This is a genomic window from Altericista sp. CCNU0014, assembly GCF_044923475.1.
GTDB lineage: Bacteria > Cyanobacteriota > Cyanobacteriia > Thermosynechococcales > Thermosynechococcaceae > JAAURS01.
This window is the reverse complement of sequence record NZ_CP137338.1, coordinates 1,648,080-1,671,694: the sequence shown is the minus strand read 5'-3', so window position 1 is coordinate 1,671,694 and position 23,615 is coordinate 1,648,080. Positions and strand designations below refer to the sequence as shown.

Sequence of the window (23,615 nt, the reverse complement as noted above, 5' to 3'; positions counted from 1 at the left end):
GCTCTCGAGTAAGCCTTAGATCTAGGATGGTTTGAATGCGGATTGCCATTGTAGGCTGCGGATTTGTAGCCGACTATTACATCAGTACGCTGCGCTCTTATCCCCAGTTAACGGTGGCAGGCGTCACGGATCGCGACCCGGATCGCGCCGCGCATTTTGCCAAATTTCATAGTTTACCGCTCTACCCTAGTCTCCAAGCCCTTCTCGACGACTCTAGCGTCGAGCTAGTACTCAATCTCACTAATCCGCGCAGTCACTTTGAAATATCCAAGGCTTGCCTCAATGTAGGCAAGCACGTTTATTCCGAAAAACCCCTTGCCATGGCCTTTGAGGAGGCTCAACACCTAGTCGCCCTAGCCCAAAGCCAAGGGCTGTATCTGTCCTGTGCTCCCTGCAATTTACTGGGGGAGACGGCCCAGACCCTATGGAAAGCGCTTCGGGAAAAGACCGTTGGTTCCGTCCGGGTCGTCTATGCCGAAATGGACGACGGGTTGCTGCATAAAATGCCCTACCGTCAGTGGCAAAGCAGTTCTGGCATCCCTTGGCCCGCCCAGGATGAGTTCGAGGTGGGCTGCACCCTCGAACACGCAGGCTACTACGTGACTTGGTTGGCCGCCTTTTTTGGGCCGATCGCCTCTGTAACTGCCTTTGCGTCCTGTCAAGTGCCCGATAAGCAAACGGATGCACCTTTAGAACCCAAGAACGCCCCGGATTTTTCCGTCGCCTGCCTTCAGTTTGCCTCCGGCGTGGTGGCCCGTCTGACCTGTAGCATTGTGGCCCCCCACGACCACGCGCTCAAAATTATTGGGGACGAGGGTATCCTGTATACCCGCGACTGTTGGTTTTATAATTCGCCCGTGTTCGTGCGGCGATCGCTCACCTTCCGCCGCAAAACCTTCCTCAATCCGCTGTCTCGTCAGTATCCTTTAGTGTGCTCCAGCCAGAAGAAGCAAAGCATCAAAAAAGGCCAGCAAATGGACTACGCTCGCGGGGTTGCAGAATTGGCCGATGCGATCGAAAACCAGCGTCCCTGCCGCCTTTCTGCAGAATTTTCGCTGCACGTCAACGAAGTGGTACTGGCGATTCAGAATGCTACCTCAGGGGTGTCTTACAAACCTAAGACCACCTTTGAACCGATCGCCCCCATGCCTTGGGCGTAAGCTAAGCCTATGAAAATACTGATTACAGGCGCTTCGGGATTTATCGGTCGCTATGTGGTGGCGGCAGCGCTTTGTAAAGGCTATGACGTCAGGGCCGTGGTGAGATCGCCCCAGCCAACATTGCCTTGGCCCCAGCATCCCCAACTGGAAGTGACGCACCTCGATCTGGGAGATACGGCGCGTCTACCCAAAACCCTGGAGGGCATCAATACCGTCGTTCATTTAGCCGCAGTCATGTCCGGCACCCGAGAGCAACAGCGTCAGGGTACGGTGCGGGCAACCCAGGCTCTGGTCGCGGCAATGAAAACGTCTGCCGTGCAACACCTGATCGCCATCAGCAGTTTTTCGGTCTACGACTACCTGGCGTTAAGCCCTGGCACGATTTTGGGAGAAAGTCTCCCCCTCGAAACTCGGCCCGATCGCCGCGATGGCTATACGCAAGCCAAGCTCGCCCAAGAGATTTTAGTGCGCCAGTTTGCAACGGAAACCGACACGCTGCTGACGATCCTGCGCCCTGGCATTGTCTACGGCAAGGATCATCTGTGGAATGCGTCTTTGGGCGTTAACCTGAAAGATCGGCTGTGGGTTTGCGTGGGCGATCGCGCCATCCTGCCGCTGCTCTACGTCGAACACTGCGCCGATGCGATCGTGCAGGCGATCCAGTATCCCCCCAAAAGTCGCCACACCATCAACCTGATCGATGACGATCTTCCGACCCAAAAAGCCTATCGCGAGGCGCTCCGGCAGGTGTTGCCCGATCTACCGCCCCAGCTCGTGCTGCCCTGGGCCATCGTCAATCAAATTTCGCGCTGGGCGGCACGACTCCCCAGTATCTTGCCCGCCAATCCCCCTGGACTGCTCGTCCCAGCCAGAGTTCACGCCCGCTTTAAACCGTTGGCTTACAGCAACACTCGTGCAAAGCAATACCTAGACTGGACCCCTCGGTTTTCGCTCCAAGAAGCCCTCTCGAGATCGCTCAGCGACATCGACCTACTACAGGAGGCACAGTCCTAATGCGGATTGCCTACCTCACCGGAGAATACCCGAGGGCTACCGATACCTTCATTCAGCGCGAAGTGGCAGGGCTGCGCAACCTCGGCGTGGAAGTCCATACCTTCTCCGTCCGTCCCACGGGCATCGAACATATCGTCGGTCCAGAACAGCAGGCCGAACGCGATCGCACCGTCACCCTCCTCCCCCCTCACCTTCCCCATCTCCTCCGCGCCCACATTTCCCTCCTCTTCAGCTCTCCCCGCCGCTACGCCCAGGGACTTAAGCTGGCTTGGGTTGGGCGATCGCCGGGTCTCAAAGCCCTCCTCTACCAATTTTTCTATTTCATCGAAGCAGGCACCCTTGCCCATGCCCTCCAGCAGCGTCAAATCCGGCATCTCCACAACCATCTGGCTGACTCAAGCTGCACGGTGGCAATGATTGCGGCAACCCTTGCAGGCATCCGCTTCAGCTTTACCATTCACGGCCCCGCCATCTTTTTCGAACCCTATCGCTGGCGGCTAGATCTCAAAGTAGAGCAGGCGCTATTTGTGAGCTGCATCAGCTACTACTGCCGCTCTCAGCTCATGCTATTTTGCCCGTCTGACCAATGGCCTAAGCTTCATATTGTCCATTGTGGCGTCGATCTCCAGCGATTTACCCCTGTTAGCCATCAACCAGGGCGCAAACGGCTGCTCTATACGGGTCGTCTTTCTGCTGCCAAGGGTCTACCGATTTTATTTCAAGCCCTTCAACAAGTCGTACCTCGCCATCCCGAACTGATTCTGACCCTCGTGGGGGATGGCCCCGATCGCCATGCCCTCGAAACCCTAGCCGCAAACTTAAAGCTGACCCCCCATCTCAAATTTGTTGGGTATCAGTCTCAGGATGCCGTCTGCCAATATCTGCGCGACAGCGATATTTTTGTTTTACCCAGCTTCTCCGAAGGATTGCCCGTGGCCCTTATGGAAGCCCTTGCGGCTGGAGTACCCGTCATTACCACAGCGATCGCGGGCATTAGCGAACTGGTGGAGGCTGGCATCAATGGTTATCTCATTCCGCCTGGTGCCGTGGAACCGTTGGTTCAAAGCCTAGATCGGCTTCTAGATGACGCAGAGCTCCGGCAGCGGATGGGACAAGCCGGACGCCTCAAGGTGGAACGGGAATTCAATCTAGCTCAAGAGGTACCTTGGCTCAAGCAAGTGATGGAAGCCGCCCTGTCTGGCCAAACGGAAACGTTAAGACCGTAACGCTCTAAAGACTGGGCTTAATCCAACCCGCTCGCATGGCAGTCGATAGACCGACGTAGGCGATCGCAAACAGGAGAATGCTTTCTAGTAACGCAAAGAGGACTAGGGGAAAAATCGAGGGGTTTAGGTCTTGTCCGTGGACTTGAGCCAATCCTCGCACTAACCCGAAGGCCAGCACTACCCCTGACGACAAATGAGGATTCTCATCTTTACGGATGGCATAACGACAGGTCACGCCAAACAGAAAGCCGGAAAATGCGGCGATCGCCACATCAACCCAATACCCCAAGTCCAATCCGTAGAGAACCGAACTTCCTGCATGAGATAGCCCCTGAATCAATTGGATCGCGCCCTCCGCTCCAGCAGCCGTACTGCCTGCTACCATCCCTGCCTTCAGAGACTCTAGACGATCTGCAAGGGTTGTCATGCCTAAGGTATCTCAGTCTCGTTCGCGGGCTTAAACCAAGTTTTGCGAACGAGCTTCACGCCTAGGGGAAGGACGAACCAAGCGGCGATCGCCCCCAGTACCACAACGCTAAACTGGCTCACCCATCGGATCAATTGCTCCAAGTCCACCCACTGCCCCGCAAAATAAGCACCCGTCACAATCGCTGAAGCCCAAACCACTGCACCCAGGACGTTGTAGAGCATAAACTGCGCAAAGGGCATTTCTACAATGCCTGCCAGCGGCCCGGCAAAAATCCGTAACAGCGTAATAAAGCGTCCGAAAAAGACCGCTCTCGCCGCGTTATTGCTAAACCGTTGCTTAACATCAAGCAATTTCTGCTCGTCGATGCGAAACCAGCGGCTGACCCGTAGAACCAGCGGCCATCCGCCATAGACGCCCGCCCAATAACCAAAGGTATTGCCCACTACCGCGCCGGAAATCACACAAGCTAAAACTTGCCAAAACCCTAAATCGCCACGACCGGCCAAAAAACCGCCGACGAGGACAATAGATTCCCCCGGCAAGGGAATTCCCAGATTTTCTAGCATGATCCCCAATAAAACTGCCCAGTATCCGTAAATACGAGCAATTTCTTCTAATTTTTCCAGAGGGATCAACTCTAAGGACATTTAATTCGCCTTTAAGCAAAGTTACACTTCTCAATATTGACGCGAAAATCGAAGGCCTGTCAATTTAACCTTTATTTAAGCTTAGGATTGACAAGGTTTCCGCTAAATCTGACGAGAAATCGGCCTCTCTTAGGGTACCCAATGCTCCCAGGCATCCGGAAAGAGGCACGTTCAATTTTTCACCAGACGGTATACCGCACAGAGTCGGCTGGGACTAAAGATTTTGGCCTTAAACATAAAGTTTGGCGGCACGTTTACAATCGCGTGCTCGGACGATTCAAAATAAGGTTCGAATTCGGGCGGCATTCCTTTGGGAGTGCCAGCGCTATAGGGCACTGGCTGGAACAGCAGATCGGTAAACTCAACGGCCCCGCATTGTAGCTGTTCGACGAGCTGCGCGGCAAAAGTTTCACCCCTTAAAAGCGCAAACAGCGCTTCCTTCGCATCTGGGCTGAGGGTAAAGCTGGTATCGAAGCTTTCAACAATTCGGATTTGCGCCATAAGTAAACTGCGTTACGCAAAAATGACGTGACAGATCTTGACAGGTTTGAACTTTACAAACCCCTACACCCCTCTAGGGTATGCGATCGGGAGCCTCATTGGCGCGCTTGATATTGTTACACTCGATCCCCCAACCCCCTTAAAAAGGGGGCTTCAGAGTTAAGGTCCCCCTTTTTAAGGGGGATTTAGGGGGATCGAGCGCAAGAAGTTTGCGATCTACTAAGTCTTTCCCCGTCGAGCGGATTGAGGCCCAATTTCTCATAAACCCCAACGATCTCCGCAAAAATACGGTGTTCGAACCAGAGGTAAGTTACATATCTTAATAAAAGAAGCAGGCGAATGCAGCGTTCGCGGCTTCTCAATCTTTCAACCAGTTTTCATCAACGGCAGTCGAAATTAGGGAGTCAGGCCATGGGTTTAGTTCTTCAGTCTCAAGATTCAGCGCTCAAGCACAAGCTTTTCCTCACCAAGGACGATTACGAAACCTGTCACATTCAGATTGACGGAACGCAGGAAAAACTACCTGCGATCGCCCTGGGTTCCAATCTTTACAGCTTTTTTAAGACCATCAAAGACCGCGACAAAGCGTTGGACATCTTGGGCAAACTTTACGACAACGGCAACGATGCCGCGATCACGCAAACGCCCAAAGCCTATGCGATTTGGATTTTAGAAGAGGAAGCATCGCGTCTGAACTGATCGTTCAAAAGTCGAGCGCGGTTTTGGAGGTTCGATCTTTTCAGCCGCAGACGCGATGAAAACTCGAGCGCTAAGCAACCGTCACCTGGGATGTATCGACCGAAGTTGCCCCATTCACTTCATTGGCAACCTCAATCATTTTGTTGAGCGCGACTTGGCTGGAAACTTTTCCTTTCAAGACTACAGTGCCGCTGGTCTGGGCAACCCAGAGATCGTTCTCATCGGTTAATTCTGAATTTTCATCGAAGGCAAGTGCGACTCTTTTGGCCAAGCCGCTTTCGTCATATTCGCCATTCAATCCCACGCGCTCTGCGGGAATTGATTCTCCACTCGCAGCGGGCATTGCGGCTGGTGCGTTGATAGCAGCTTGGGGGTCTGCGGGCTTGTCTTGACCAAAAATTCGCTTTAACCAACTCATAATGAGGCTCCTATTGCGATATTTCAACTTTAACGGCAATTTTAAGGGTTTTTCACCTTAAATTGAGAACTGTCTTCATCAATCTTTGCTGCCGTAGGATTTAAAAACAAAACGTTGAGTTTATTCTAGTGCGCGCCCCCGGCGATCGCGGAGGGGACTTGGTTCGATGGCCGAGGCGGATCGGACGGATCGGTTTGATACAGTATGAGGGCACCCAAACCCGTCCTTCTTGTTTTCAACTCGAACCCGTCATGTCCGATCTCGCGCCGCCCATCGCTTTAGAAACCTATCGCCAGCAGTTTCCAGCCCTCAATAACAAGCTGTACTTCAACTATGGCGGACAGGGACCGCTTTCAAAGGCGGCCTTGGATGCCATTCTAGAAAGTTATACCCTCATGCAGCAGCATGGGCCTTTTTCTAAAAAAGCGCTGGAATCCGTCACCGCGCAGATCGGACTCACCCATCTGGCCATTGCCCAGGAATTGGGGGTTTCTGCCAATACAATTACCCTGACAGAATCCGTAACTGCGGGCTGCAATATTGCCCTGTGGGGGTTGCCCTGGCAAAAGGGCGATCGCCTTCTCATTACGGACTGCGAGCATCCAGGAATTGTAGCGGCAGTGCGAGAACTGAGCCGTCGGTTTGGGCTTGAAATCGACATTTGCCCCGTACAGGGCACCTTGAATGAAGGCGATGCCGTGGGGGCGATCGCCGAGAGAATCCAGCGCGATACCCGTCTCGTCGTCCTGAGCCACATTCTTTGGAATACGGGTCAGGTCTTGCCATTGGCCGAAATTATTGCAGCTTGCCGCCGACAAAACCCCGACGTCTTGCTACTGGTCGATGCCGCCCAGTCCGTCGGGGTCCTGCCCCTAAACTTGGCAGAATTAGACGCAGACTTTTATGCCTTTACCGGTCATAAGTGGCTGTGCGGCCCGGATGGCGTTGGGGGACTCTACATCCGACCCGCCCTGCACGATCGGCTGCAACCTACCTTTATCGGCTGGCGCGGCATTTGCGTGGATGCATCGGGTTGCCCGACAGGCTGGAAGCAGGACGGCACAAAATTTGAAATGGCCACCTCTGCGTTTCCACTTTACCGAGGGTTGCAGGTTGCGATTGAAGCCCATCGGCAGTGGGGCAGTCCAGCCCAGCGCTACCAGCGCATTTACAGCCTGAGTCAAAGATTGTGGTCGCACCTTCAGGACATTCCCAGCCTTCGCACCCTCCGCACCGCTCCTCCAGAAGCAGGGCTGGTCTCTTTTCAAGTGGAGGGGCAGTCCCATAAAGAATGGGTGCAGGTTCTAGAAAATTGGCAGATTATGATGCGGCTTATTGCAGATCCGAACTGCATCAGGGTTTGCCTGCATTACTTAACCCTAGAGGCTGAAGTGGATACCTTGGCCGAGAAGCTAAGGCAGATGGTGCAAAGTAAAGTTTAGGCAAAAGCCGAGCGAATCCTTGCTCGACAGCAAACCGATCGTTAGAGGGAAACTATTCAACGCTGTTATGCAGAAGCCAATTCTGGCGGGTCGAGTTTTACATTGGCCGAGACGCGCAGGTAAAGCAGCGAAGAAGCATGAGCCTCTGTCAGCGCCAACTTGTCAATGGTCCTAGTCGTAGGGTTAACGGCTGGGATCATTAAAGGACAGGCGGACCATTTCCCCTCTACGGGTACTCCAAGACGTTGGCACTCGCCCCCGCGATGGCCTGCAAATTCGTAGTATTTACAATACCGACAAGAAAAATTTGAATGTGTCACAAGATTTATGGCTGCTTTATTGTGTCAGAAATCAAGGAACGGAGTTAGTTTTAAACTCGATGGCTTGAAACTTGCCGATCCAGCACTAGCTTTAAGCGCTTTCTAAGGAATCGGGGATCGGTCGAGGCGTCAACGCAAAAATGTTTGAGTTTCGTTTTTATAGAATTGGTTCCAGCGAAATTCTTTAACACCTTTATTTTAGGTTTCAAAACAAGACGTACTTTTGGAGAGCGATCCCTGCAATCGCCACAGGGAAATCGTTAGGCCAAATAACCTGAAAATAAAGCGTTTAGATTTTCTTTAGAATTTGCTTAAAACTGCGTGTCTAAAAATAAAGGTAGATAAACATTTGTTAAGAAATAAACTTTTGCCTTACTTGTAGGAAGATCGTCCTAGATTTAAGGGAATAATTATGGCGCTAAAATCTTCCTTCTGGGTGCAAAAAAAATACGTCTAAAGGTATAGACGCTATCGATCGCTTGCGAATTTTTCACAAACTTATCGAGGGGTTTTGAGCCACTGCACCTCAACCGGGTCGCCTACCTTCAGTCCAATGCTCGCAGCCAGTCCGCCCCGGATCTCAATGACTCGATCGATGGGTTCTTTGGGGCCATAGGTCGGACAAGGATCGGCCTTGCAAGGGGGTGTATTGGGAGCGATCGCGACGACCTTGCCTCCGCGCACAAAAATCATATCCAAAGCGATCAGGCAGTGTTTCATCCAAAACTGGACGGACTGCGGGGGCGAAAAGGGAAACAGCATCCCCCGGTTGGACGGCAAAAAGGTGCGATACATGAGTCCTATGGCCTGCTGCTGGCGCGTTTTTGCAACTTCCAGCTCGAACAAGCGATCGCCGAGTTTGGCCGTTGCCGTAATGGGTAAAACCTGAGCTGGCGTGCGGGGAACGGCTGAAGCCATTGCCTTGGGTTCGGATTGAGTTTGACGAATGGGATTGCAGGCGAGCAGCAGACCGATAAAGCAAACAACACCAACAAAAGGTAGCAGTTGTCGTCGCTCAGGCATCCCGTAAGGCATAGCCCACTCCCCGCACGGTGTAAATCAATTTCTTCTCTCCCTCTCCTTCAATTTTGAGGCGCAGGTACCGGATGTAAACCTCAATGACGTTCGATTCGCCTAAAAAGTCGTACCCCCAGACATTTTCCAAGATTTGGTCGCGCGTCAGCACTTCTCGCGGGTGCTCCATCAAATATTTGAGCAAGTCGTATTCTTTCATGGTGAGGCTGATGACTTGGCCGCCTCGCAGAGCCACCCGCGCGCTCAAATCTAAAACCAGATTGTCAAATTTAAGCGACTCTCCTTGACTCGCGCTGGCAGGCTGAAGGTAAAGACGGATTTGCTTGACAAAGGTTTCGCTGCGGTAGGGCTTCACGAAATAGTCATCGGCACCCGCCAGAAGACAAGCGACGCGATCTTCCACGGTGTCGGCATTCATCACGGCTAAAAGCGGAAAGACAACGCCGTCCAGGCGCAATTGCTTGCAGACATCGAGTCCAGAATCCTGGGCAAACTGCTCTTCAATCACCAGCAGGTCGGGCTGAATTTCTTTTGTTTTCAAAAATACTTCATTCGCTCTATGGGCATGCTGGACCGCATAGCCAGATTGCTCGAGGTCTGCACTCATGGCTGAAGATAGGGCAGCATCGGAAACCGCAACAAGAATCGTGGAACCCGGCATTACAAAAACTCTCCACAGTGCGAATACAGGAGACTATACAACAGATGCAGCAAACGAAGATTTTGAAAAGGTTTCGAGCAGAGTTTAGGGTGCGATCTCCAACTGCCATTCCAACGCTGCCGACTGGGTTAGCCCGCTCGTTTCTCCGACCACGTAGGGTCCCCAGTACCGTTGAGAACCATCTAGGGCAAAGGCCACTAATACGTCTCCAGTCTGCAAGGTCAAATTGCCTTCTGGCAATGAAAGCAATAGCCCTCCTTTGCTGCCTTCATTGGGAGCAAAATCCCAGTGTATGGGAGCGCGATAGGGAGTTGCGGTCGGTCGAGCAGCTTGGTTCGACTGCTGAGAGAGCAAAACCACCCTAACCGTATGGGGACTTGCATTGCGCACGCGCAGACCGTTGGCCAACGGCTTTGGAGCGCCTGCACCTGGAAAGGGCGACGCAGAAACCTGCGGCACAGACTCTGGGGCGACTTCTATGACGGGGGGGGCAGAATCCCTGGATGCCGTCGGTTCGATCCACAAACTGAACTGAAGCTGCGATAAAACAAATGCAACAGCTCCTCCCACCAATGCCGCCAACAGAAGGTGCAAAATGGGCGATCTATCAGCCATAGGGGGTTTTGCAGGTTTGTCGATAGGTGGTTTCATGCTATTTATCCAGTGTAATGGATTGAATCGAGCATGTTGGGGCGTTCTACCTACCGTCAAGCCGTCAAGAACGATCGCTGCTGCTACCATAAGACCTAAGCGGTTTTTATACGTCATTTAAGGTTTAAGGTCATGGCAGAAGCGAAACCGAGAGACGTTCAGGTCATGCCGATCGCAGCGGAAACCACGATCCTGCGATCGCGCAGTTGGACTCGCCTCAAGTTTGAAATCGAGTACGGTCTTCAGCGCGGCACCACCGCCAATACCTACCTGCTGAGGGCCGATCGGGTCGCCCTGATCGATCCCCCCGGCGAAACCTTTACCGCGCTATTTTTGCGTTCCCTTCAAGATCGGATCGACCCGACGACGATCGACTACATCATTATGGGACGGGTGAACCCCAACCGCTGCGTTACCCTCAAAGCCCTTTTAGCCATTGCACCCCAGGCGGTTGTCATTGCCTCCAATCCAGGTTCCATCGTGCTGAAGGAGGCGCTCCCGGAGCTAACCCCAACGGTACAAATCGTACGCGGAGATGAAACGCTGGACTTAGGCCGCGGTCACCGTTTGTCTCTCATTCCCACCTCCACGCCTCGCTGGCCGACCAGCATTTGCACTTACGATGCCGCGACGCAAATTCTGTTTAGCGATAAATTTTTTGGAGCCCATATTTGCAGCGATCAAGTACTGGATGAGGGATTCCAGACGATTCAAGAAGATCGGCAATACTACTTCGATTCCTTGATGGCTCCCAACGCCCGTCAAGTGGAAAGCATCCTCGACAAACTGGCAGAATACCCCGCCCGACTTTATGCCACGGGACACGGCCCTCTCGTTAAATACGGCCTTGAAGATTTAACCAAAGCTTATCGAACGTGGAGTCAAGCGCAGAAGGCACAGGAATTGGCTGTAGCGCTCCTGTACGCTTCGGCCTACGGGAATACCGCGACCTTGGCTCAGGCGATCGCCCGAGGCATCACCAAATCTGGCGTCCGAGTCGAGTCGATCAATTGCGAAGTGTCTGCCCCCGAAGAAGTGCAGGCTGCCATTGAAAAAGCGGATGGGTTCATTATTGGGTCGCCCACTCTCGGCGGTCACGCGCCCACCCAGGTCATGACGGCTCTTGGCATCGCAATTTCAAGCGCCACCAAGCTCAAGCTAGCGGGCGTCTTCGGTTCCTATGGCTGGAGTGGCGAGGCGATCGACCTTCTAGAGAGCAAGCTCAAAGATGCAGGTTTTCAGTTGGGATTTGAGACGATCCGCGTCAAGTTCAAACCAACAGCTGCCACGTTGCAACACTGCGAAGAAGCAGGGACAGACTTCGCTCAAAGTCTCAAAAAAGCGAAAAAGACGCGTCAATCTCGTCAGAAAGTCAGCCTAGAGTCCCAGGTAGACCCAACGGTACAGGCGGTAGGTCGCATTGTGGGGTCGTTGTGCGTCGTCACCGCACGGCAGGACGAGGTTAGCAGTGCGATGCTGGCAGACTGGGTGGCCCAAGCGACCTTCAATCCACCGGGACTGACCGTTGCCGTTGCCAAGGATCGGGCCATCGAGTCGCTGCTGTATCGCGGCAACGCCTTTGTCCTGAATATTTTGGGCGAAGGGAAACACCTAGGGCTGATGAAACACTTCTTGAAACCTTTCAGTCCCGGCGAGGATCGGTTTGTAGGGGTTGAAACCCAGCCCGCTCAAAACGGATGTCCGACGCTCAAAGATGCCGTTGCCTACCTAGAATGCACGGTCGACAATCGGATGGACTGCGGCGATCACTGGCTGGTATACGCCCTTATTGAGGCGGGAGCTGTTATCGACCCCGATCGTCTAACAGCTATCCACCACCGTAAATCTGGCAATCATTACTGAGTTGCCGTTGAGATTTAAAGGCAAAACGTTATTTTCGAAGGCTTGCCGGTCAATACTAATACAAATCCTTTTTATCATTTAGCCGTTGTATCGGGCTAAACGTCTCACACTTGTCGTGTCGTTTTTGGAAGTGGCCTATCCCTATGTCAAACCCATCGCCCTTACCTTCCCCTAAAGTCCCTCTACCGCCCCCCCCTCACTTTCCCATGGCGCACAACGATGGGGAACCCACGATGTCTATTGATACGCCCACCCAAAATCAACTGTCAAGTCACAGCTCCTCTACTCAAACCTATGCCGTCCCCGGTCTAGAATTCCCTGGCGTTACCAAGGCCCATCCCGATTCTAACGATACAATTCCCTTCACGGCGGTTGGCGGTTCGACCGTTGCCCACCAGGCTGCTGGACGAGCAGAGCCAACCCAGTCCACGATGCGAAGTCCTAGGCGTCCTCTCAATGGATTGACGCTGGAAAGCCTCGTTAACGAAGCTTACGATAACGACTTTTCCGATATTCACCTCGGTGTCGGCGAGGTGCCTCGGTTTCGCGATCGCGGTCGAATGATTCCCACCAACTATCCAGTGACCGATAACGGCACCTTTGAATACTGGCTAGAAGAAATTCTATCGCCGGAGCAAATTCAGCAGTTCCACCACGATCTAGAGTTTGACGGCGCCCATCAGTACGAAGGATTGGTACGGGTGCGGATCAACATTTTTGTGAGTCTATACGGTCCCGGCATGGTGCTGCGGCTGATTCCGCTGCGCATCAAAACCTTGGAAGAACTCAGCCTTCCGATGATTTTCAGAGATTTGTGCCTTTACCAAAAAGGACTCATTCTCGTCACGGGGCCAACCGGATCCGGCAAATCCACCACCCTCGCGGCCATGGTGGACTACATCAACGCGGAAATGCCCAAGCACATTATCTCTATTGAGGATCCCGTCGAGTTCGTACACAAGAGTCGCAAATCCATGATCCGGCAACGGGAAGTGGGCATTCACACTCATAAGTTCGATAACGCGCTCAAAGCTTCTCTCCGGGAAGATCCTGACATCATCTTGATCGGGGAAATGCGCGATCGCGAGACCGTCAATACCGCACTCAAAGCGGCCCAAACCGGCCACTTGGTCTTTGGGACCTTGCACACCAACAGTGCTGTCAAAACTATCGAACGGATTTTGAACCTGTACAACCCAGACGAGCAGGGTCCTATGCGCATGCAGGTAGCAGAATCCTTAGTGGCCGTGATCGCGCAATCTCTATTGCGCACCACTGATGGGAAGCGAGCCGCCATCCACGAGATTATGGTCAACACCGATGCGGTAAAAGACTATATTTTGAGGGGAGACATTGAGGCGATCGAACAGCTCATTCCGCAATGTTCCTACGATGGCATGATGACGATGAATCAGTGCATCTACGAACTGTACGAAGAAGGTCGCGTCGACGAAGAGACCGCTCTCGAAGCGTCACCAAAACCGAACGAAATGGCACAGATTCTGCGCGGGCGGGTTTGATGCTGCTTCGCGCTCGAGATGTTTAGGGGAAGGGGGGGTGTAGCGGACTAAAAGACACCCCCTTCCCATGGGCGTAAAATCTGGCAAAGTTGTGATGTAGCGTATCTAAAAACAATTGATGGGTTTGTCCTACCCCAGTTTTCCAGAAACTTTCAAAGGCTTAGCGCTGTTTACCCCAGGCGGAGATGCAATCTACTGCATCGATCCTGCAAAGCAAGGGCATTGGCACATCCACTTGTGCTCCGCAGTCGCTCAAGTTTTAAGCCTGCCCGAAGCCCCTTTATTTTTGACCCATTGCTTTACGGCTACGGTCGATCGCTGGATAGACCCTAAAACCCAAACCTTAAAAATTGCTGCCGAAGTCAAGCCCAGGGTATGGCAATATCGACCTCTCCTCCAAAGCCTTTTCAATACGCCGCTCGACCGCTGGCAGATCGGCGAAGATACTGAAAGTCACTGTACTGCCGATCTTTTAGAGCGCTATCGCCAGCAATTTCCGCAGCTTTGGGAACCGCATAATTTAGTCCTGAACCTAGAACACCTGGCCTCTTTTCGATCTGCGATCGCCCCAGATCTCTCCAATACACTGTCGGGCTACGTGCTGCGTTTGTTTATCAATGGCAAGACCAAAAGTACCATCCAAGCCCTTGAAAGCCTCCATCAATTTTTAGAGCAAACCCTCACCTGTCCTTACACGCTCCGGATCGTAGACGTTCGGCAACATCCTGAGGTCGCAGAACGAGACGGCATTGCCGCAACACCAACCCTGATTAAAACTTGGCCGCCCCCTGTCCGCCGAATTGTAGGTACCTTAGACAAACGCGATCGCATTTTGAGATTGCTGGATCTCGCCTGACGGCCAGCCGCAAAAAAGCCGCCTGAAGACAGGCGGCTTAAAATGTTTTGGGAACGCGCAGAGAAATTTAGCTATGCACAACCAACTTGACGTTAGCATTTTGGAGGCCAGGGCGCTGAGCTTCAACCAGTGTTTTGTTAATAGCGTATTTTTGATTGATCGAGTTAATTAACTCTGTTTGATTATGTTTCTTGGCAACGCCCCAGAGGTCGGCAATGAGGTCAAAGGTACCATCGGTATTCTTCGACCAACCTAGGTCGTACTCGCCCTCAAGTACGGCGACGATGTCAGCCCGAACTCTTTGACCGTGATAACCGCGCACGTCGGCTTCGGTTTTCAGCTGAATACCCAGATCCTTCAAAGAAGTTTTGAGGATTTCAGCGTCGGTAATTTTGGTTCGGAGGGTGCTGAAGTGTGACATGGTAATAATTCTCCACTTGATGATGAGGTATACAACATTTGACTGTTTGACTGAAGACGCCGCTCAATCCGATAAATCCAATTGATGCGGTTGTGAAACTAGCACTGGGCTAGTTTTTCCTTCTGAGGGGTTTCAGAAGAAAACTTGTTAGAACTCCAGCCGCTGGTATTCGGCGACGGAAGCTGCTGCTGGACGCGCCCGCTGTCTGGCCCAGTCTCGTAGCGCTGTGACCTGTTCGGTCATGGTACGGGACAGCGGTATGGTCGCTCGACTGGCAGCAATAATGTCGAGCTGCGTAAACTCTCGATCTTGAGCGAAGGCCTCGTACATGGCCGCAATGATTGCCTGCTCGATCTCAGATCCTGAAAATCCATCGCAAACGGTTGCCAGCTGCTCGATGTCAAATCGCGAGATGTCGCAGCGTCGCTTGGACAGGTGAACTTTAAAGATTTCTTCGCGCTCTTCTTTAACGGGCAGATCTACAAAAAAGATTTCATCAAAACGCCCTTTTCGGAGAAATTCCCCCGGTAAGCGCTCCACCCGGTTGGCCGTTGCCATCACAAACACCGAAGATGTTTTTTCTTGCATCCAAGTCAGAAACGAGCCAAAGATACGGCTTGAAGTGCCGCCGTCAGAATCGGCAGACCCGGAACTCCCGGCAAAGGCCTTATCCATCTCGTCGATAAACAAGATAGCGGGCGCGATAGACTCGGCAGTCTTGAGGGCCTCCCGCAAGTTCGCCTCCGAACGACCGACCGTCGAACCATCGTAGACGCGGCCCATATCGAGTCGCAGGAGAGGTAACCCCCACAACCGAGAAGTCGTCTTGGCAATTAAGGACTTGCCGCAGCCGGGAACGCCTAGAATTAACATGCCATTAGGTTTGGGCAATCCGTACTCGCGGGCGCGCTCTGTAAACGCAAAGTTTCGTTGCTTCAGCCAACTTTTGAGCTCCCCTAAACCGCCCACTGAGTCGATGGTTTCGTCTTCTTCAATGAACTCTAAGATGCCGTTGCGGCGGATGAGCTGTTTTTTCTCTGCCAAGAAGATACTTAGCTCGAGCTCCGACAGACGCCCCGAAGTAACCTTGGCCTTTTTGTAAACCTTCTCAGCTTCGTCTAGGGTCAACCCTAGAGATGCCCTCAGCATTTTTTCTCGGACTTCAGGTGTCAGTTTTGGCGAGTTAGGGGGAAGATGGCTGGAGAGAACTTCGTCCAGCTCTGCAATCGTAGGCAGCGGAAAGTCGAGGACGACGATTTCCTTCTCTATTTCAATTGGAATTTGCTGGATCGGAGACACGAGGATAATACTCTTGTCCGTGCCTTTGAAAGCCAACGCCGCATCTCTCAACAGTCGAACGACTGGCGGAGAAAAACAGGGGTGAAGGTCTTTGAAAATAAAAACTGAGGGTTCTTTCTCGGCGATCGCGGCTTGAATGGCCATTTCAGGCGCGACCGTATTGTGATGGCTCCTCTGACGAGGCTGATCGACGCTGATCAATCCATGGGTTTGAGTCCAGGTAAAAACCTTAAGTTGAGGGCGTTCGCCATGAGCAATAGCAGATATGGTCTGCTCCGCACGCATCTCCTCGGATGTGACCAAATAAATCAGCGGGTACTGAGCTTTAATTAGAATTTTAAGCTCTTCTCTCATAGCCATCACCTCAGGTTAGAGTTGGCGAATTACTTTCGGTTCCTATGACTTCCCCTAAAGGGAGCGTTGCTGCTATACGCTAGCCGGAACCAAAGGTTCGGCAACAGCAACCTGAAGACCGTCATCGCTCAGCAAGGATTGCTGGTGCTTTAAGGAAATCAGCTCGCTGGAGCGCAAAATTACAGAAGAAGCACACTCAGGACAGTTGTACACCTGATGGGTAGCGCCTAAAACGGATGCCTCAACCTCTTCGACAACCTCCGGGTGCTGAATGTAGAACGTAAGCGCGCGCTCTGCAATTGCAGACATCGGCTCGGTTTCTACTGCGGCCTTAATCTTAAGCTCGCGATGAAGCTCAGGCGGCAAATATAACGTGACTTTTTGTTTGTCTTGCATAAGGCTTACACGTTTTCCCGGGTGTGTCTTCATACTCTACCCACTGTCGCAAAGGCTGTCAAGACGGAATGCTGTCATGACGTCAAAAAAGACACATTACTTAATATTCGTCGAACAATGCCTAAGGTTTATTTCGCTCGGAGCTCGGCTGCTGAGGTCCTAAAAGCTGTTTCAATAGAAGTTGAGCCAGCTCCAGCGCGCTCGAAAATATTAGCGACTAAAGGAAACTTCCATGGATGTGATCCCAGCGATCGACTTACTCGGTGGTCGGTGCGTGCGTTTGTACCAGGGCGATTACGAGCAGTCTGAGGTCTTTGCAGAAGATCCGGTAACAGTGGCACGAGGCTGGGCGGAGCAAGGGGCGCGATGGCTCCATCTGGTCGATCTGGATGGTGCTAAGACGGGGGAGCCGGTCAATTTAGCAGCGATCGCTCGAATTGTGGAAACCCTCAAGATTCCCGTCCAAGTGGGGGGCGGACTGCGGACGCGGGAGCGAGTCGCGAGTTTCTTAGCAATGGGCGTTCGACGCGCGATTTTGGGAACGGCAGCGATTGAGGATCCAAATTTAGCGAGGGAGCTGTGCCAGAGCTATCCCGGTCAAATTGTGGTGGGGATTGACGCGCGGGATGGCAAAGTAGCCACTCGCGGATGGTTGGAAACCTCAAACGTTTCGGCGATTGCCTTAGGGCAGCGCGTATCCGCCGAAGGGGCCGCTGCGATCGTGTACACCGATATTCAGCGCGATGGAACGCTGCAAGGTCCGAACTTGCCGATGTTGAGGGAAATGGCAGAGGCAGTCTCTGTGCCTGTTATTGCCTCTGGCGGCGTGAGCTCCATGACCGACCTACTAAGTCTCTTGGCGTTGGAACCTCTCGGGGTCAGCGGTGCGATTGTCGGAAAAGCGCTCTACACGGGAAATTTATCCTTAACCGAAGCATTGAGAGCTGTGGGGCCGGGGCGCTGGCAAGATGTCCCAACAGATCTGGGGCAGTCTTCCTTTGCCTAAGGATTATCCAGACCGCTCAAGCGTTCGGACAAAAATCCGGGCATTGAATTGCTTGTTCCGTCAGCGCTGACTGAGGGTGAATCGTACATTTCAGAAAAGAGCTATTGGTGCAAAATCGACAGTTCGCGCAGGGAATTTGGTGCAAGCGCTGACTCACCCGAACCGTCTCTCTAAAAAAAGTCCACAGGCTCGAACCGAGGAAGAAGACAAAACTCCAGCCTAGGATAATACCTAACATCTGCCATCCGGGACCAGTGAGGATCATGGGAATGCTTGCTCTCCTAAGTCAAAACCTTGGGTTTACTCTTGGATTTACTAAAGAACTTGATGGGTATAGGCGTGTTGCTTCACATTGTCTTCGGTTCGAATCACCCGCTCGACGTTGAGCATGCGCTTGCGCTCGGTGGAATAGTTAAAGTCGGTTTTAGCCCCGCCGAGGGGAAGCAGCGACTGGATAGAAGCGCAGGATCGATAGCTGCGGGTAGCTGCCATGAGCCGTTCTTCAAAGGATTCGCAAAGCTGTACGTCTGTGGGGAAGCCATCGGGTACTCGACCTTCGCCCTCGACAAAAGCAGCGGAGAAGGTCGTGGCGATCGCCATTTCGTAGGAGGTTTCAATGCCTTTGCACAGCGCTTCCAAAGCGGCGGAGGGAATGGGTTCTACCACCTTTAACGGCTGAAGCTTACCGTCTTCCTTAATAAAACAGGTGGCCAATCCCAGCACGACGTAGGCATCGGCAGGAACGTCGGTCACGTTGGAAGGCATCAAATCTGCTGACATAAAAGATTCCAAGCGAAAAGACCTAAAAAATGGGCAGAGCGCGTTGACTCTACCCACCCTTATTCTAAAGGCCTTTACCCAATCGTTTCTTAAAGTTTATTGAACCTTTTGCGGGCTTTGAGGAATTTGAAACACCTTGAGTTGATTGGCACGCATCAAACTCCCCTGCTCTTGGGCAATACGCTGAGCTGTTTCTGGCGACTGACTGCGTTGGTAGGTCTGTTGGAGCTCTTGAAGGCTTTGGGCGATCTGAGACTCTTCGCGTCTAATTTCCTGGAGTTTTGCCCGCTGGGTTAGCTGATACGGAACCAAATTGGCTAGCGTTACCGCAGCAGTTCCGATCAGCACTGCGTTCACCCCTAAAATCAAGCCCGATTCCCAGATTCTTGCAGTATGTTCTTCAGACCGAGCAACAGCAGCAGAGTCAGCCTGTTGCTCGCGATCGCGCCGGCGGGAGGAAGATTTTCGGCGAGCGCGATCGGTCGATGGATGTTTGGAGCCGCGATCGCGGGGGGATGGAACGGAATTGGGTAGTGCGCTCATAGTCAAAAGGCCGTGGTGGTTATTTTTGTTTCGATTCTAGGCTAGAAGGCTAAAGAAAGATAGCGATATTAATAATTTCTTCAACGCTGAATGTAAAGCACGCCAAACTGTCTCCAAAATCTTAAAATCTTGAGATTTTTAAGATGAGAGCTGAGTTTATGGAAATTTTTGCAGCGTGAGGAGGTGAAGCTTTGCAATGGGCGAAGCGACGTCGATCGATCGACCCACCGGATGTTCGGAGATGCCCGTTCTGTCTGGCAAACGCAAAAAGAATTTACGCGCTGAGATTCTAGCGAAGCCCGTTGGCGAAAGTCAACAATAAATTTAATTTTCTGTACAAAAAATGACATTTGAGGCGACTCGATCGGTTTAAAGATCTGAGCCGAGCAAAGGAGGTCGAGGTTCCTGCTCGAAAACGATTGCAGTAAATTTGTCTGGGAACCTTACTGGGTGGCGATCCCCTCGTTTAAAGGCAATGGGAACGACTGGACTCGCCTGCCGTTCCAACCCGAATTAAAAAAATCGGCACATTCTACGAGAGAATGTGCCGATTTTTAGCCAAGACCTTTACTTATAAAGTTACTTATAAAGTTCGGTCGATAAGCGCAGTGCAAGAATACCAGGGATAAGGGCGATCGCCAGTGCGACGAAGACCTGGGTATCTGACAACATAAGGACAAGCTCCTTGAAATTGCGTTGATAGTTCACAATGTCCGTCAAAGTGACCCCCAACGGAATCCTTTGTTACATCATGCAACACTCTCTGGGGAAAATCTTAAGGGTCGGCAGAATGAAGCGGTCCGTTCTCTGAAGGGCTAAGAACCTTGAGATATCGCGATCGAGAGTGCGCAAAGCTTGATTTAACGTTAGGGTTGATAGGTGGAGCTTCGGCATCGAAGCCGCAAGCTTGCGTAACGCTCTAAAATTATTGACGGATCCCTTCAGAACTCGAATGCTAGACAAACTCTCCGAACTTCCCTCCCATTTTGGGATTCATACCGTTTTTCTGATTGCTATTTTGGCGGGCTTGGAAGCGGTTTTGTCGGCGGATAATGCGATCGCCCTGGCAGCCCTAGTCCAAGGGATTGAAAACGAAAAGCTCCAGCGTCAAGCCCTCAATCTGGGCATGGTGGCAGCTTTCGCCATGCGGATGGGGCTGATTTTTACGGCAACTTGGGTGGTGCAATACTGGCAGTTTGAGCTGTTGGGGGCCGCTTACTTGCTATGGCTGTCCTTGCAGTATTTTCTATCCGATGAGGAGGAAGGACAGCACCACGGCCCTCGCTTTACGACTCTGTGGCAAGCGATCCCGTTGATTGCAGTGACGGACCTCGCCTTTTCTTTAGATAGCGTGACGACGGCGATCGCCTTGGTGAACGATCGCTGGCTTGTCATTTTAGGCGGAGTCATTGGAATTATGACGCTCCGGCTCATGGCCGAGCTATTCATCCGCTGGCTCAAAGAGTTCGTCCACTTGCAGGATGCCGGCTACGCGACTGTGGCATTGGTTGGCGCCAGGTTATTGCTCAAAGTGTTGAACGATCGAATTGTGCCGCCTGAATGGCTCATGATATCCGTCATTGCTTGTTTGTTCGCTTGGGGATTTTCTAAGCGAGTGGATGGATCTGACGAGCAAACCCAAATCTCTCCTGCTGCATCTGAGGTCGAGATCGTCAGCGAAGTCGTTCAGACGCCCCAAGATTTGAAAGTGACCAAATAGAGTCTGGAGCAACCCTTCAGCAGGGGCGCAAGGTCGCGCGCCCCTACAATGCAGCGGCTCTACTTATTCGTAAATCCAAGTCGAAAGCGTAGGAGTCCAATCCGAAAGTTCTTCCGGCTTAAACCAGAGGTCGATTTCCCGAACTGCCGTTTCAGGTGCATCGGAGCCGTGGATGATATTGCGTCCGATGTCCACCCCAAAATCGCCCCGAATGGTCGCGGGTTCGGAGTTGAGAGGATTGGTTGCGCCGATGATTTTGCGAGCGGAAGCGACGATGCCCTTTCCTTCCCAAACCATTGCTACGACTGGCCCGGAGGTAATAAAGTCAACCAGTCCGGCAAAAAATGGCTTGTCTTTATGCTCGCCGTAGTGTTGTTCTGCCAGCGCTCTGCTGACGGTCACGAGCTTCAGCCCCACTAAGGTAAACCCCTTCGCTTCAAAGCGGCCTAGAATTTCGCCGACCAGTTTGCGTTGCACGCCGTCCGGCTTAATTGCTAAAAATGTACGTTCCACAGATTTTCTCCACCAGGGGTTGTTGTCCTTTTCTATGCTGGGAAATGATGGGACTTTTGTAAAGTAATTGATGCCCTCCCCAGAAAGTAAAACCAATCTTCCTCCTATTTCCCTGGCAGAAGCTGGCGCAGCGCCTCGAGCAGTCGATCGACGGATTCCTTGCGGCTGTTGAAGCCCATCAGTCCCACTCGCCAAACTTTTCCGGCGAGTTCGCCTAATCCACCGCCAATTTCAATGTTAAATTCGTCGAGCAGTCTGCGGGCGATCGCTTTGCTGTCTGCGCCATCGGGAACTTTCACCGTGGTCAGCGTGGGTAACCGGAATTCTCGGTCGACGTGAAGTTGGAGTCCCATGTCTTCAAGCCCTGCCCAGAGGTACTCCACGTTTTGCTGATGCCGTCGCCAGCTATTTTCGATGCCTTCCTCGGCCAACAATCGGAGTGCTTCTCGGAGGGCGTAGTAAAGGTTAACGGGGGCGGTGTGGTGGTAGACCCGCTCGCTACCCCAGTATTTACCCAGCAGATTCATATCGAGGTACCAGTTTGCGACCTTGGTGTTGCGCTGATGGAGCTTTTCCATGGCGCGATCGCCCATCGTAAACGGCGAGGCACCAGGAGAGCAACCCAGTCCTTTCTGGCTGCAACTGTAGGCTAGGTCTACGCCCCATTCGTCTAAGAAGACGGGCGCGCCGCCCAAGCTGGTGACGGTATCTAAAAGGAGGAGGCAGTCAAATTCTCGGCACAGATCGCCCACTCCGGCCATGGGTTGACAGGCTCCCGTGGAGGTTTCCGCATGAACCAAGGCTAAAATCCGAGGGCGATGGGTTTCCATGGCAGCGCGCAGCTCTGCTAGGGAGAATACCTGTCCCCAAGGCTTGGTAATGGTCTGCACGTCTGCACCATAGCGCCCTGCCATATCGACCAAGCGGTTGCCGAAGTATCCGGCAACGCCGATTAAGACTTTGTCTCCGGGTTCGATGGAATTGGCGATGGTCGCTTCCATGGCTGCGGTACCCGTACCGCTGACGGCAATGGTCAACGGGTTCTGAGTTTGCCAAACGTAGCGCAGCAATGCCTGAATTTCATCCATTACCCCTAAGAAAGCCGGATCGAGATGTCCGAGGGGAGGGGTCTTCATCGCTTCGAGAACAGCGGGGTTGGCGTTAGACGGGCCGGGGCCTAACAGCAAGCGCTCGGGTAAAGATAGGGGCGCAAGGTTGGGGAACTGAGGGGGGATGATGGACAGGGTTTGCATCGTTGGGCACCGGAATAACGCCGTTTGGACATACCCTTGAGTGTATCGGGTTGGGGGTTGGTGCGATCGCCCTTTCCCCTACAATCCAGCCGTGGCTCGGGCAAACAGCGCGGCAAAGTCCGTTGTAATAGACGCGGAGGGATCGTCTTCTGGCTTTGAAATCAGATCGAAGGCCTTATTTCTAGCGGTTGGCTCTTGCAATGCCCGCACGACGACTTCGGCAACGTCTGCCCTGGGGATGGAGGTGGGGATGCCGTTGGGAGGATGGGCCAAAAATTGGTCATCTTTCCCCACAAGCAGTTCTCGCATACCACCGGGTTTATCGAGCAGCCCTCCAGCTCTGATGATGGTGTAGTCGATACCGGAATCGATGAGGTACTGTTCTGCTTTGCGCTTCCAAATCAGAATGTTGCCGTTGCCGAGCTGGTTGAGGGGGTGGTTTTCGTCGGTACCGCCCATGGAACCGACTAGGACGATGTGGTCTGCATGGGCGGCGATCGCCGCGTCGATTTGGTGTTTCTGGCCGATGTAGTCCACTTCTTCCGGCGTTCCATCGGGTTCGAATCCAAATTCGGGGCGTTCTCCAGGCTGAGGAGGCGCTTTGAGCTGCGGGACTGCGCTGGTCAAGATGACAAGGGACTGAATGCCAGCCAGCGCTGGCTTAAGGCTGAAGGGATGGTTGATATCGCCGAAGAAAAAGCCTCGGACATCGCCAAATTGTTCTTTAACCTTTGCTTCGGAACGCGCAAAGCCAACCGCATCAAACTGCGCGGGATGCTGCCGCAACTTTTGCAGGACTAAGGTCCCCGTCCGACCCGTCGCGCCTGTCACGAGAACTCGTCTTTTTGTCATGATTTTTAATCCTACTGCTCGGGTGGATGATGGCC

Annotated in this window: 29 protein-coding genes; 11 read left to right on the top strand and 18 right to left on the bottom strand. The window is 52.7% G+C overall.

Annotation, left to right across the window (positions count from 1 at the left end; all coding sequences use genetic code 11):
- Nucleotides 1–35: 35 nt before the first annotated feature.
- Genes R6H26_RS08415 through R6H26_RS08405 form a run of 3 tightly spaced genes read left to right on the top strand, consistent with a single transcriptional unit; the run spans nt 36 to nt 3,400 of the window.
- Nucleotides 36–1,160, top strand: a complete 1,125-nt coding sequence (locus R6H26_RS08415) for a Gfo/Idh/MocA family protein (protein ID WP_404789956.1) — start codon at nt 36–38, stop codon at nt 1,158–1,160.
- A 9-nt stretch (nt 1,161–1,169) separates the two neighbouring features.
- Nucleotides 1,170–2,174: an NAD-dependent epimerase/dehydratase family protein gene (locus R6H26_RS08410; RefSeq protein ID WP_404789955.1), complete on the top strand. Its 1,005-nt coding sequence runs from the start codon at nt 1,170–1,172 to the stop codon at nt 2,172–2,174.
- Nucleotides 2,174–3,400: a glycosyltransferase gene (locus tag R6H26_RS08405; RefSeq protein ID WP_404789953.1), complete on the top strand. Its 1,227-nt coding sequence runs from the start codon at nt 2,174–2,176 to the stop codon at nt 3,398–3,400. The genes R6H26_RS08410 and R6H26_RS08405 overlap by 1 nt, the downstream gene beginning before the upstream one ends.
- 4 nt (nt 3,401–3,404) lie before the next feature.
- Here R6H26_RS08405 and R6H26_RS08400 read toward each other — a convergent pair whose 3' ends face one another.
- The 3 genes from R6H26_RS08400 to R6H26_RS08390 form a co-directional block, all read right to left on the bottom strand.
- Nucleotides 3,405–3,827 carry a hypothetical protein gene (locus R6H26_RS08400; protein ID WP_404789952.1) on the bottom strand — a complete coding sequence of 141 codons (423 nt, stop codon included), beginning with the start codon at nt 3,825–3,827 and terminating at the stop codon, nt 3,405–3,407.
- Nucleotides 3,828–3,829: 2 nt separating this feature from the next.
- Complete coding sequence (locus R6H26_RS08395) at nt 3,830–4,477, bottom strand: DedA family protein (RefSeq protein ID WP_404789950.1); 648 nt, start codon at nt 4,475–4,477, stop codon at nt 3,830–3,832.
- A 171-nt stretch (nt 4,478–4,648) separates the two neighbouring features.
- Complete coding sequence (locus R6H26_RS08390; RefSeq protein WP_404789948.1) at nt 4,649–4,978, bottom strand: hypothetical protein; 330 nt, start codon at nt 4,976–4,978, stop codon at nt 4,649–4,651.
- A gap of 411 nt (nt 4,979–5,389) precedes the next feature.
- On the opposite strand from R6H26_RS08390, the gene R6H26_RS08385 reads away from it, so the two are divergent.
- Complete coding sequence (locus R6H26_RS08385; RefSeq protein WP_404789946.1) at nt 5,390–5,677, top strand: hypothetical protein; 288 nt, start codon at nt 5,390–5,392, stop codon at nt 5,675–5,677.
- Between the two features lie 70 nt (nt 5,678–5,747).
- Here the strand turns inward: R6H26_RS08385 and R6H26_RS08380 are convergent, their stop codons facing one another.
- Nucleotides 5,748–6,095 carry a BON domain-containing protein gene (locus R6H26_RS08380; RefSeq protein WP_404789944.1) on the bottom strand — a complete coding sequence of 116 codons (348 nt, stop codon included), beginning with the start codon at nt 6,093–6,095 and terminating at the stop codon, nt 5,748–5,750.
- 128 nt (nt 6,096–6,223) lie between these two features.
- On the opposite strand from R6H26_RS08380, the gene R6H26_RS08375 reads away from it, so the two are divergent.
- On the top strand, nt 6,224–7,537 hold the full coding sequence (locus R6H26_RS08375) for an aminotransferase class V-fold PLP-dependent enzyme (RefSeq protein WP_404789942.1): 1,314 nt from the start codon (nt 6,224–6,226) through the stop codon (nt 7,535–7,537).
- Nucleotides 7,538–7,602: 65 nt separating this feature from the next.
- Here R6H26_RS08375 and R6H26_RS08370 read toward each other — a convergent pair whose 3' ends face one another.
- The 4 genes from R6H26_RS08370 to R6H26_RS08355 form a co-directional block, all read right to left on the bottom strand.
- Complete coding sequence (locus R6H26_RS08370) at nt 7,603–7,737, bottom strand: hypothetical protein (protein WP_404789940.1); 135 nt, start codon at nt 7,735–7,737, stop codon at nt 7,603–7,605.
- A gap of 618 nt (nt 7,738–8,355) precedes the next feature.
- The gene (locus tag R6H26_RS08365; RefSeq protein WP_404789938.1) at nt 8,356–8,880 is read right to left on the bottom strand and encodes a DUF192 domain-containing protein; all 525 of its coding nucleotides are present in this window, start codon (nt 8,878–8,880) and stop codon (nt 8,356–8,358) included.
- A complete protein-coding gene (nblR, locus tag R6H26_RS08360; RefSeq protein WP_404789936.1) occupies nt 8,873–9,553 on the bottom strand; it encodes a response regulator transcription factor NblR in 681 nt (226 codons plus the stop codon). Before nblR ends, R6H26_RS08365 begins: the two co-directional genes overlap by 8 nt.
- Before the next feature lie 84 nt (nt 9,554–9,637).
- On the bottom strand, nt 9,638–10,204 hold the full coding sequence (locus tag R6H26_RS08355) for a hypothetical protein (protein WP_404789934.1): 567 nt from the start codon (nt 10,202–10,204) through the stop codon (nt 9,638–9,640).
- 132 nt (nt 10,205–10,336) lie between these two features.
- Between R6H26_RS08355 and R6H26_RS08350 the strand changes: the two genes are divergently transcribed.
- From R6H26_RS08350 to R6H26_RS08340, 3 genes are all read left to right on the top strand, one after another.
- Nucleotides 10,337–12,067, top strand: a complete 1,731-nt coding sequence (locus R6H26_RS08350; protein ID WP_404789933.1) for a diflavin flavoprotein — start codon at nt 10,337–10,339, stop codon at nt 12,065–12,067.
- A 143-nt stretch (nt 12,068–12,210) separates the two neighbouring features.
- Nucleotides 12,211–13,587, top strand: a complete 1,377-nt coding sequence (locus tag R6H26_RS08345) for a type IV pilus twitching motility protein PilT (RefSeq protein WP_404789931.1) — start codon at nt 12,211–12,213, stop codon at nt 13,585–13,587.
- Between the two features lie 118 nt (nt 13,588–13,705).
- Nucleotides 13,706–14,443, top strand: a complete 738-nt coding sequence (locus tag R6H26_RS08340) for a circadian clock KaiB family protein (protein WP_404789930.1) — start codon at nt 13,706–13,708, stop codon at nt 14,441–14,443.
- 67 nt (nt 14,444–14,510) lie between these two features.
- Here the strand turns inward: R6H26_RS08340 and R6H26_RS08335 are convergent, their stop codons facing one another.
- From R6H26_RS08335 to R6H26_RS08325, 3 genes are all read right to left on the bottom strand, one after another.
- Complete coding sequence (locus R6H26_RS08335; RefSeq protein ID WP_404789928.1) at nt 14,511–14,864, bottom strand: DUF1257 domain-containing protein; 354 nt, start codon at nt 14,862–14,864, stop codon at nt 14,511–14,513.
- A gap of 147 nt (nt 14,865–15,011) precedes the next feature.
- Nucleotides 15,012–16,517 (bottom strand): AAA family ATPase, encoded by a 1,506-nt coding sequence (locus R6H26_RS08330; RefSeq protein WP_404789926.1) that lies wholly within the window; start codon nt 16,515–16,517, stop codon nt 15,012–15,014.
- Between the two features lie 72 nt (nt 16,518–16,589).
- Nucleotides 16,590–16,913, bottom strand: coding sequence for a hypothetical protein (locus R6H26_RS08325; RefSeq protein ID WP_404789925.1), 324 nt, complete (start codon nt 16,911–16,913; stop codon nt 16,590–16,592).
- Between the two features lie 232 nt (nt 16,914–17,145).
- On the opposite strand from R6H26_RS08325, the gene hisA reads away from it, so the two are divergent.
- A complete protein-coding gene (gene hisA, locus R6H26_RS08320; RefSeq protein WP_404789923.1) occupies nt 17,146–17,919 on the top strand; it encodes a 1-(5-phosphoribosyl)-5-[(5-phosphoribosylamino)methylideneamino]imidazole-4-carboxamide isomerase in 774 nt (257 codons plus the stop codon).
- A 16-nt stretch (nt 17,920–17,935) separates the two neighbouring features.
- On the opposite strand, the gene R6H26_RS08315 is transcribed toward hisA, so the two are convergent.
- The 3 genes from R6H26_RS08315 to R6H26_RS08305 form a co-directional block, all read right to left on the bottom strand.
- On the bottom strand, nt 17,936–18,184 hold the full coding sequence (locus R6H26_RS08315) for a hypothetical protein (protein WP_404789921.1): 249 nt from the start codon (nt 18,182–18,184) through the stop codon (nt 17,936–17,938).
- A gap of 50 nt (nt 18,185–18,234) precedes the next feature.
- Entirely contained in the window at nt 18,235–18,699 is a 465-nt protein-coding gene (locus R6H26_RS08310; protein WP_404789919.1) for a hypothetical protein, read from the bottom strand.
- Nucleotides 18,700–18,795: 96 nt separating this feature from the next.
- Nucleotides 18,796–19,242, bottom strand: a complete 447-nt coding sequence (locus tag R6H26_RS08305) for a hypothetical protein (protein WP_404789917.1) — start codon at nt 19,240–19,242, stop codon at nt 18,796–18,798.
- Between the two features lie 196 nt (nt 19,243–19,438).
- Between R6H26_RS08305 and R6H26_RS08300 the strand changes: the two genes are divergently transcribed.
- Complete coding sequence (locus tag R6H26_RS08300; RefSeq protein ID WP_404789916.1) at nt 19,439–19,564, top strand: hypothetical protein; 126 nt, start codon at nt 19,439–19,441, stop codon at nt 19,562–19,564.
- Nucleotides 19,565–19,821: 257 nt separating this feature from the next.
- Here R6H26_RS08300 and psaM read toward each other — a convergent pair whose 3' ends face one another.
- Complete coding sequence (gene psaM / locus R6H26_RS08295) at nt 19,822–19,914, bottom strand: photosystem I reaction center subunit XII (protein WP_404789914.1); 93 nt, start codon at nt 19,912–19,914, stop codon at nt 19,822–19,824.
- A 280-nt stretch (nt 19,915–20,194) separates the two neighbouring features.
- Between psaM and R6H26_RS08290 the strand changes: the two genes are divergently transcribed.
- Complete coding sequence (locus tag R6H26_RS08290; RefSeq protein ID WP_404789912.1) at nt 20,195–20,962, top strand: TerC family protein; 768 nt, start codon at nt 20,195–20,197, stop codon at nt 20,960–20,962.
- Nucleotides 20,963–21,025: 63 nt separating this feature from the next.
- Here the strand turns inward: R6H26_RS08290 and ndk are convergent, their stop codons facing one another.
- From ndk to R6H26_RS08275, 3 genes are all read right to left on the bottom strand, one after another.
- Nucleotides 21,026–21,475 (bottom strand): nucleoside-diphosphate kinase, encoded by a 450-nt coding sequence (gene ndk, locus R6H26_RS08285; protein WP_404789911.1) that lies wholly within the window; start codon nt 21,473–21,475, stop codon nt 21,026–21,028.
- 104 nt (nt 21,476–21,579) lie between these two features.
- Complete coding sequence (locus R6H26_RS08280) at nt 21,580–22,728, bottom strand: alanine--glyoxylate aminotransferase family protein (RefSeq protein ID WP_404789909.1); 1,149 nt, start codon at nt 22,726–22,728, stop codon at nt 21,580–21,582.
- Between the two features lie 78 nt (nt 22,729–22,806).
- Nucleotides 22,807–23,580 carry an SDR family oxidoreductase gene (locus R6H26_RS08275; protein WP_404789908.1) on the bottom strand — a complete coding sequence of 258 codons (774 nt, stop codon included), beginning with the start codon at nt 23,578–23,580 and terminating at the stop codon, nt 22,807–22,809.
- Between the last annotated feature and the right edge of the window lie 35 nt (nt 23,581–23,615).

What these genes read in the sequence shown, in the direction of transcription:
- R6H26_RS08415 (WP_404789956.1), top strand. Translation starts at nt 36, where the DNA reads ATGCGGATTGCCATTGTAGGCTGCGGATTTGTAGCCGACTATTACATC.
- R6H26_RS08410 (WP_404789955.1), top strand. Translation starts at nt 1,170, where the DNA reads ATGAAAATACTGATTACAGGCGCTTCGGGATTTATCGGTCGCTATGTG.
- R6H26_RS08405 (WP_404789953.1), top strand. Translation starts at nt 2,174, where the DNA reads ATGCGGATTGCCTACCTCACCGGAGAATACCCGAGGGCTACCGATACC.
- R6H26_RS08400 (WP_404789952.1), bottom strand. Translation starts at nt 3,827, where the DNA reads ATGACAACCCTTGCAGATCGTCTAGAGTCTCTGAAGGCAGGGATGGTA.
- R6H26_RS08395 (WP_404789950.1), bottom strand. Translation starts at nt 4,477, where the DNA reads ATGTCCTTAGAGTTGATCCCTCTGGAAAAATTAGAAGAAATTGCTCGT.
- R6H26_RS08390 (WP_404789948.1), bottom strand. Translation starts at nt 4,978, where the DNA reads ATGGCGCAAATCCGAATTGTTGAAAGCTTCGATACCAGCTTTACCCTC.
- R6H26_RS08385 (WP_404789946.1), top strand. Translation starts at nt 5,390, where the DNA reads ATGGGTTTAGTTCTTCAGTCTCAAGATTCAGCGCTCAAGCACAAGCTT.
- R6H26_RS08380 (WP_404789944.1), bottom strand. Translation starts at nt 6,095, where the DNA reads ATGAGTTGGTTAAAGCGAATTTTTGGTCAAGACAAGCCCGCAGACCCC.
- R6H26_RS08370 (WP_404789940.1), bottom strand. Translation starts at nt 7,737, where the DNA reads ATGATCCCAGCCGTTAACCCTACGACTAGGACCATTGACAAGTTGGCG.
- R6H26_RS08365 (WP_404789938.1), bottom strand. Translation starts at nt 8,880, where the DNA reads ATGCCTGAGCGACGACAACTGCTACCTTTTGTTGGTGTTGTTTGCTTT.
- nblR (WP_404789936.1), bottom strand. Translation starts at nt 9,553, where the DNA reads ATGCCGGGTTCCACGATTCTTGTTGCGGTTTCCGATGCTGCCCTATCT.
- R6H26_RS08355 (WP_404789934.1), bottom strand. Translation starts at nt 10,204, where the DNA reads ATGAAACCACCTATCGACAAACCTGCAAAACCCCCTATGGCTGATAGA.
- R6H26_RS08350 (WP_404789933.1), top strand. Translation starts at nt 10,337, where the DNA reads ATGGCAGAAGCGAAACCGAGAGACGTTCAGGTCATGCCGATCGCAGCG.
- R6H26_RS08345 (WP_404789931.1), top strand. Translation starts at nt 12,211, where the DNA reads ATGTCAAACCCATCGCCCTTACCTTCCCCTAAAGTCCCTCTACCGCCC.
- R6H26_RS08340 (WP_404789930.1), top strand. Translation starts at nt 13,706, where the DNA reads ATGGGTTTGTCCTACCCCAGTTTTCCAGAAACTTTCAAAGGCTTAGCG.
- R6H26_RS08335 (WP_404789928.1), bottom strand. Translation starts at nt 14,864, where the DNA reads ATGTCACACTTCAGCACCCTCCGAACCAAAATTACCGACGCTGAAATC.
- R6H26_RS08330 (WP_404789926.1), bottom strand. Translation starts at nt 16,517, where the DNA reads ATGAGAGAAGAGCTTAAAATTCTAATTAAAGCTCAGTACCCGCTGATT.
- R6H26_RS08325 (WP_404789925.1), bottom strand. Translation starts at nt 16,913, where the DNA reads ATGCAAGACAAACAAAAAGTCACGTTATATTTGCCGCCTGAGCTTCAT.
- hisA (WP_404789923.1), top strand. Translation starts at nt 17,146, where the DNA reads ATGGATGTGATCCCAGCGATCGACTTACTCGGTGGTCGGTGCGTGCGT.
- R6H26_RS08315 (WP_404789921.1), bottom strand. Translation starts at nt 18,184, where the DNA reads ATGATCCTCACTGGTCCCGGATGGCAGATGTTAGGTATTATCCTAGGC.
- R6H26_RS08310 (WP_404789919.1), bottom strand. Translation starts at nt 18,699, where the DNA reads ATGTCAGCAGATTTGATGCCTTCCAACGTGACCGACGTTCCTGCCGAT.
- R6H26_RS08305 (WP_404789917.1), bottom strand. Translation starts at nt 19,242, where the DNA reads ATGAGCGCACTACCCAATTCCGTTCCATCCCCCCGCGATCGCGGCTCC.
- R6H26_RS08300 (WP_404789916.1), top strand. Translation starts at nt 19,439, where the DNA reads ATGGGCGAAGCGACGTCGATCGATCGACCCACCGGATGTTCGGAGATG.
- psaM (WP_404789914.1), bottom strand. Translation starts at nt 19,914, where the DNA reads ATGTTGTCAGATACCCAGGTCTTCGTCGCACTGGCGATCGCCCTTATC.
- R6H26_RS08290 (WP_404789912.1), top strand. Translation starts at nt 20,195, where the DNA reads ATGCTAGACAAACTCTCCGAACTTCCCTCCCATTTTGGGATTCATACC.
- R6H26_RS08280 (WP_404789909.1), bottom strand. Translation starts at nt 22,728, where the DNA reads ATGCAAACCCTGTCCATCATCCCCCCTCAGTTCCCCAACCTTGCGCCC.
- R6H26_RS08275 (WP_404789908.1), bottom strand. Translation starts at nt 23,580, where the DNA reads ATGACAAAAAGACGAGTTCTCGTGACAGGCGCGACGGGTCGGACGGGG.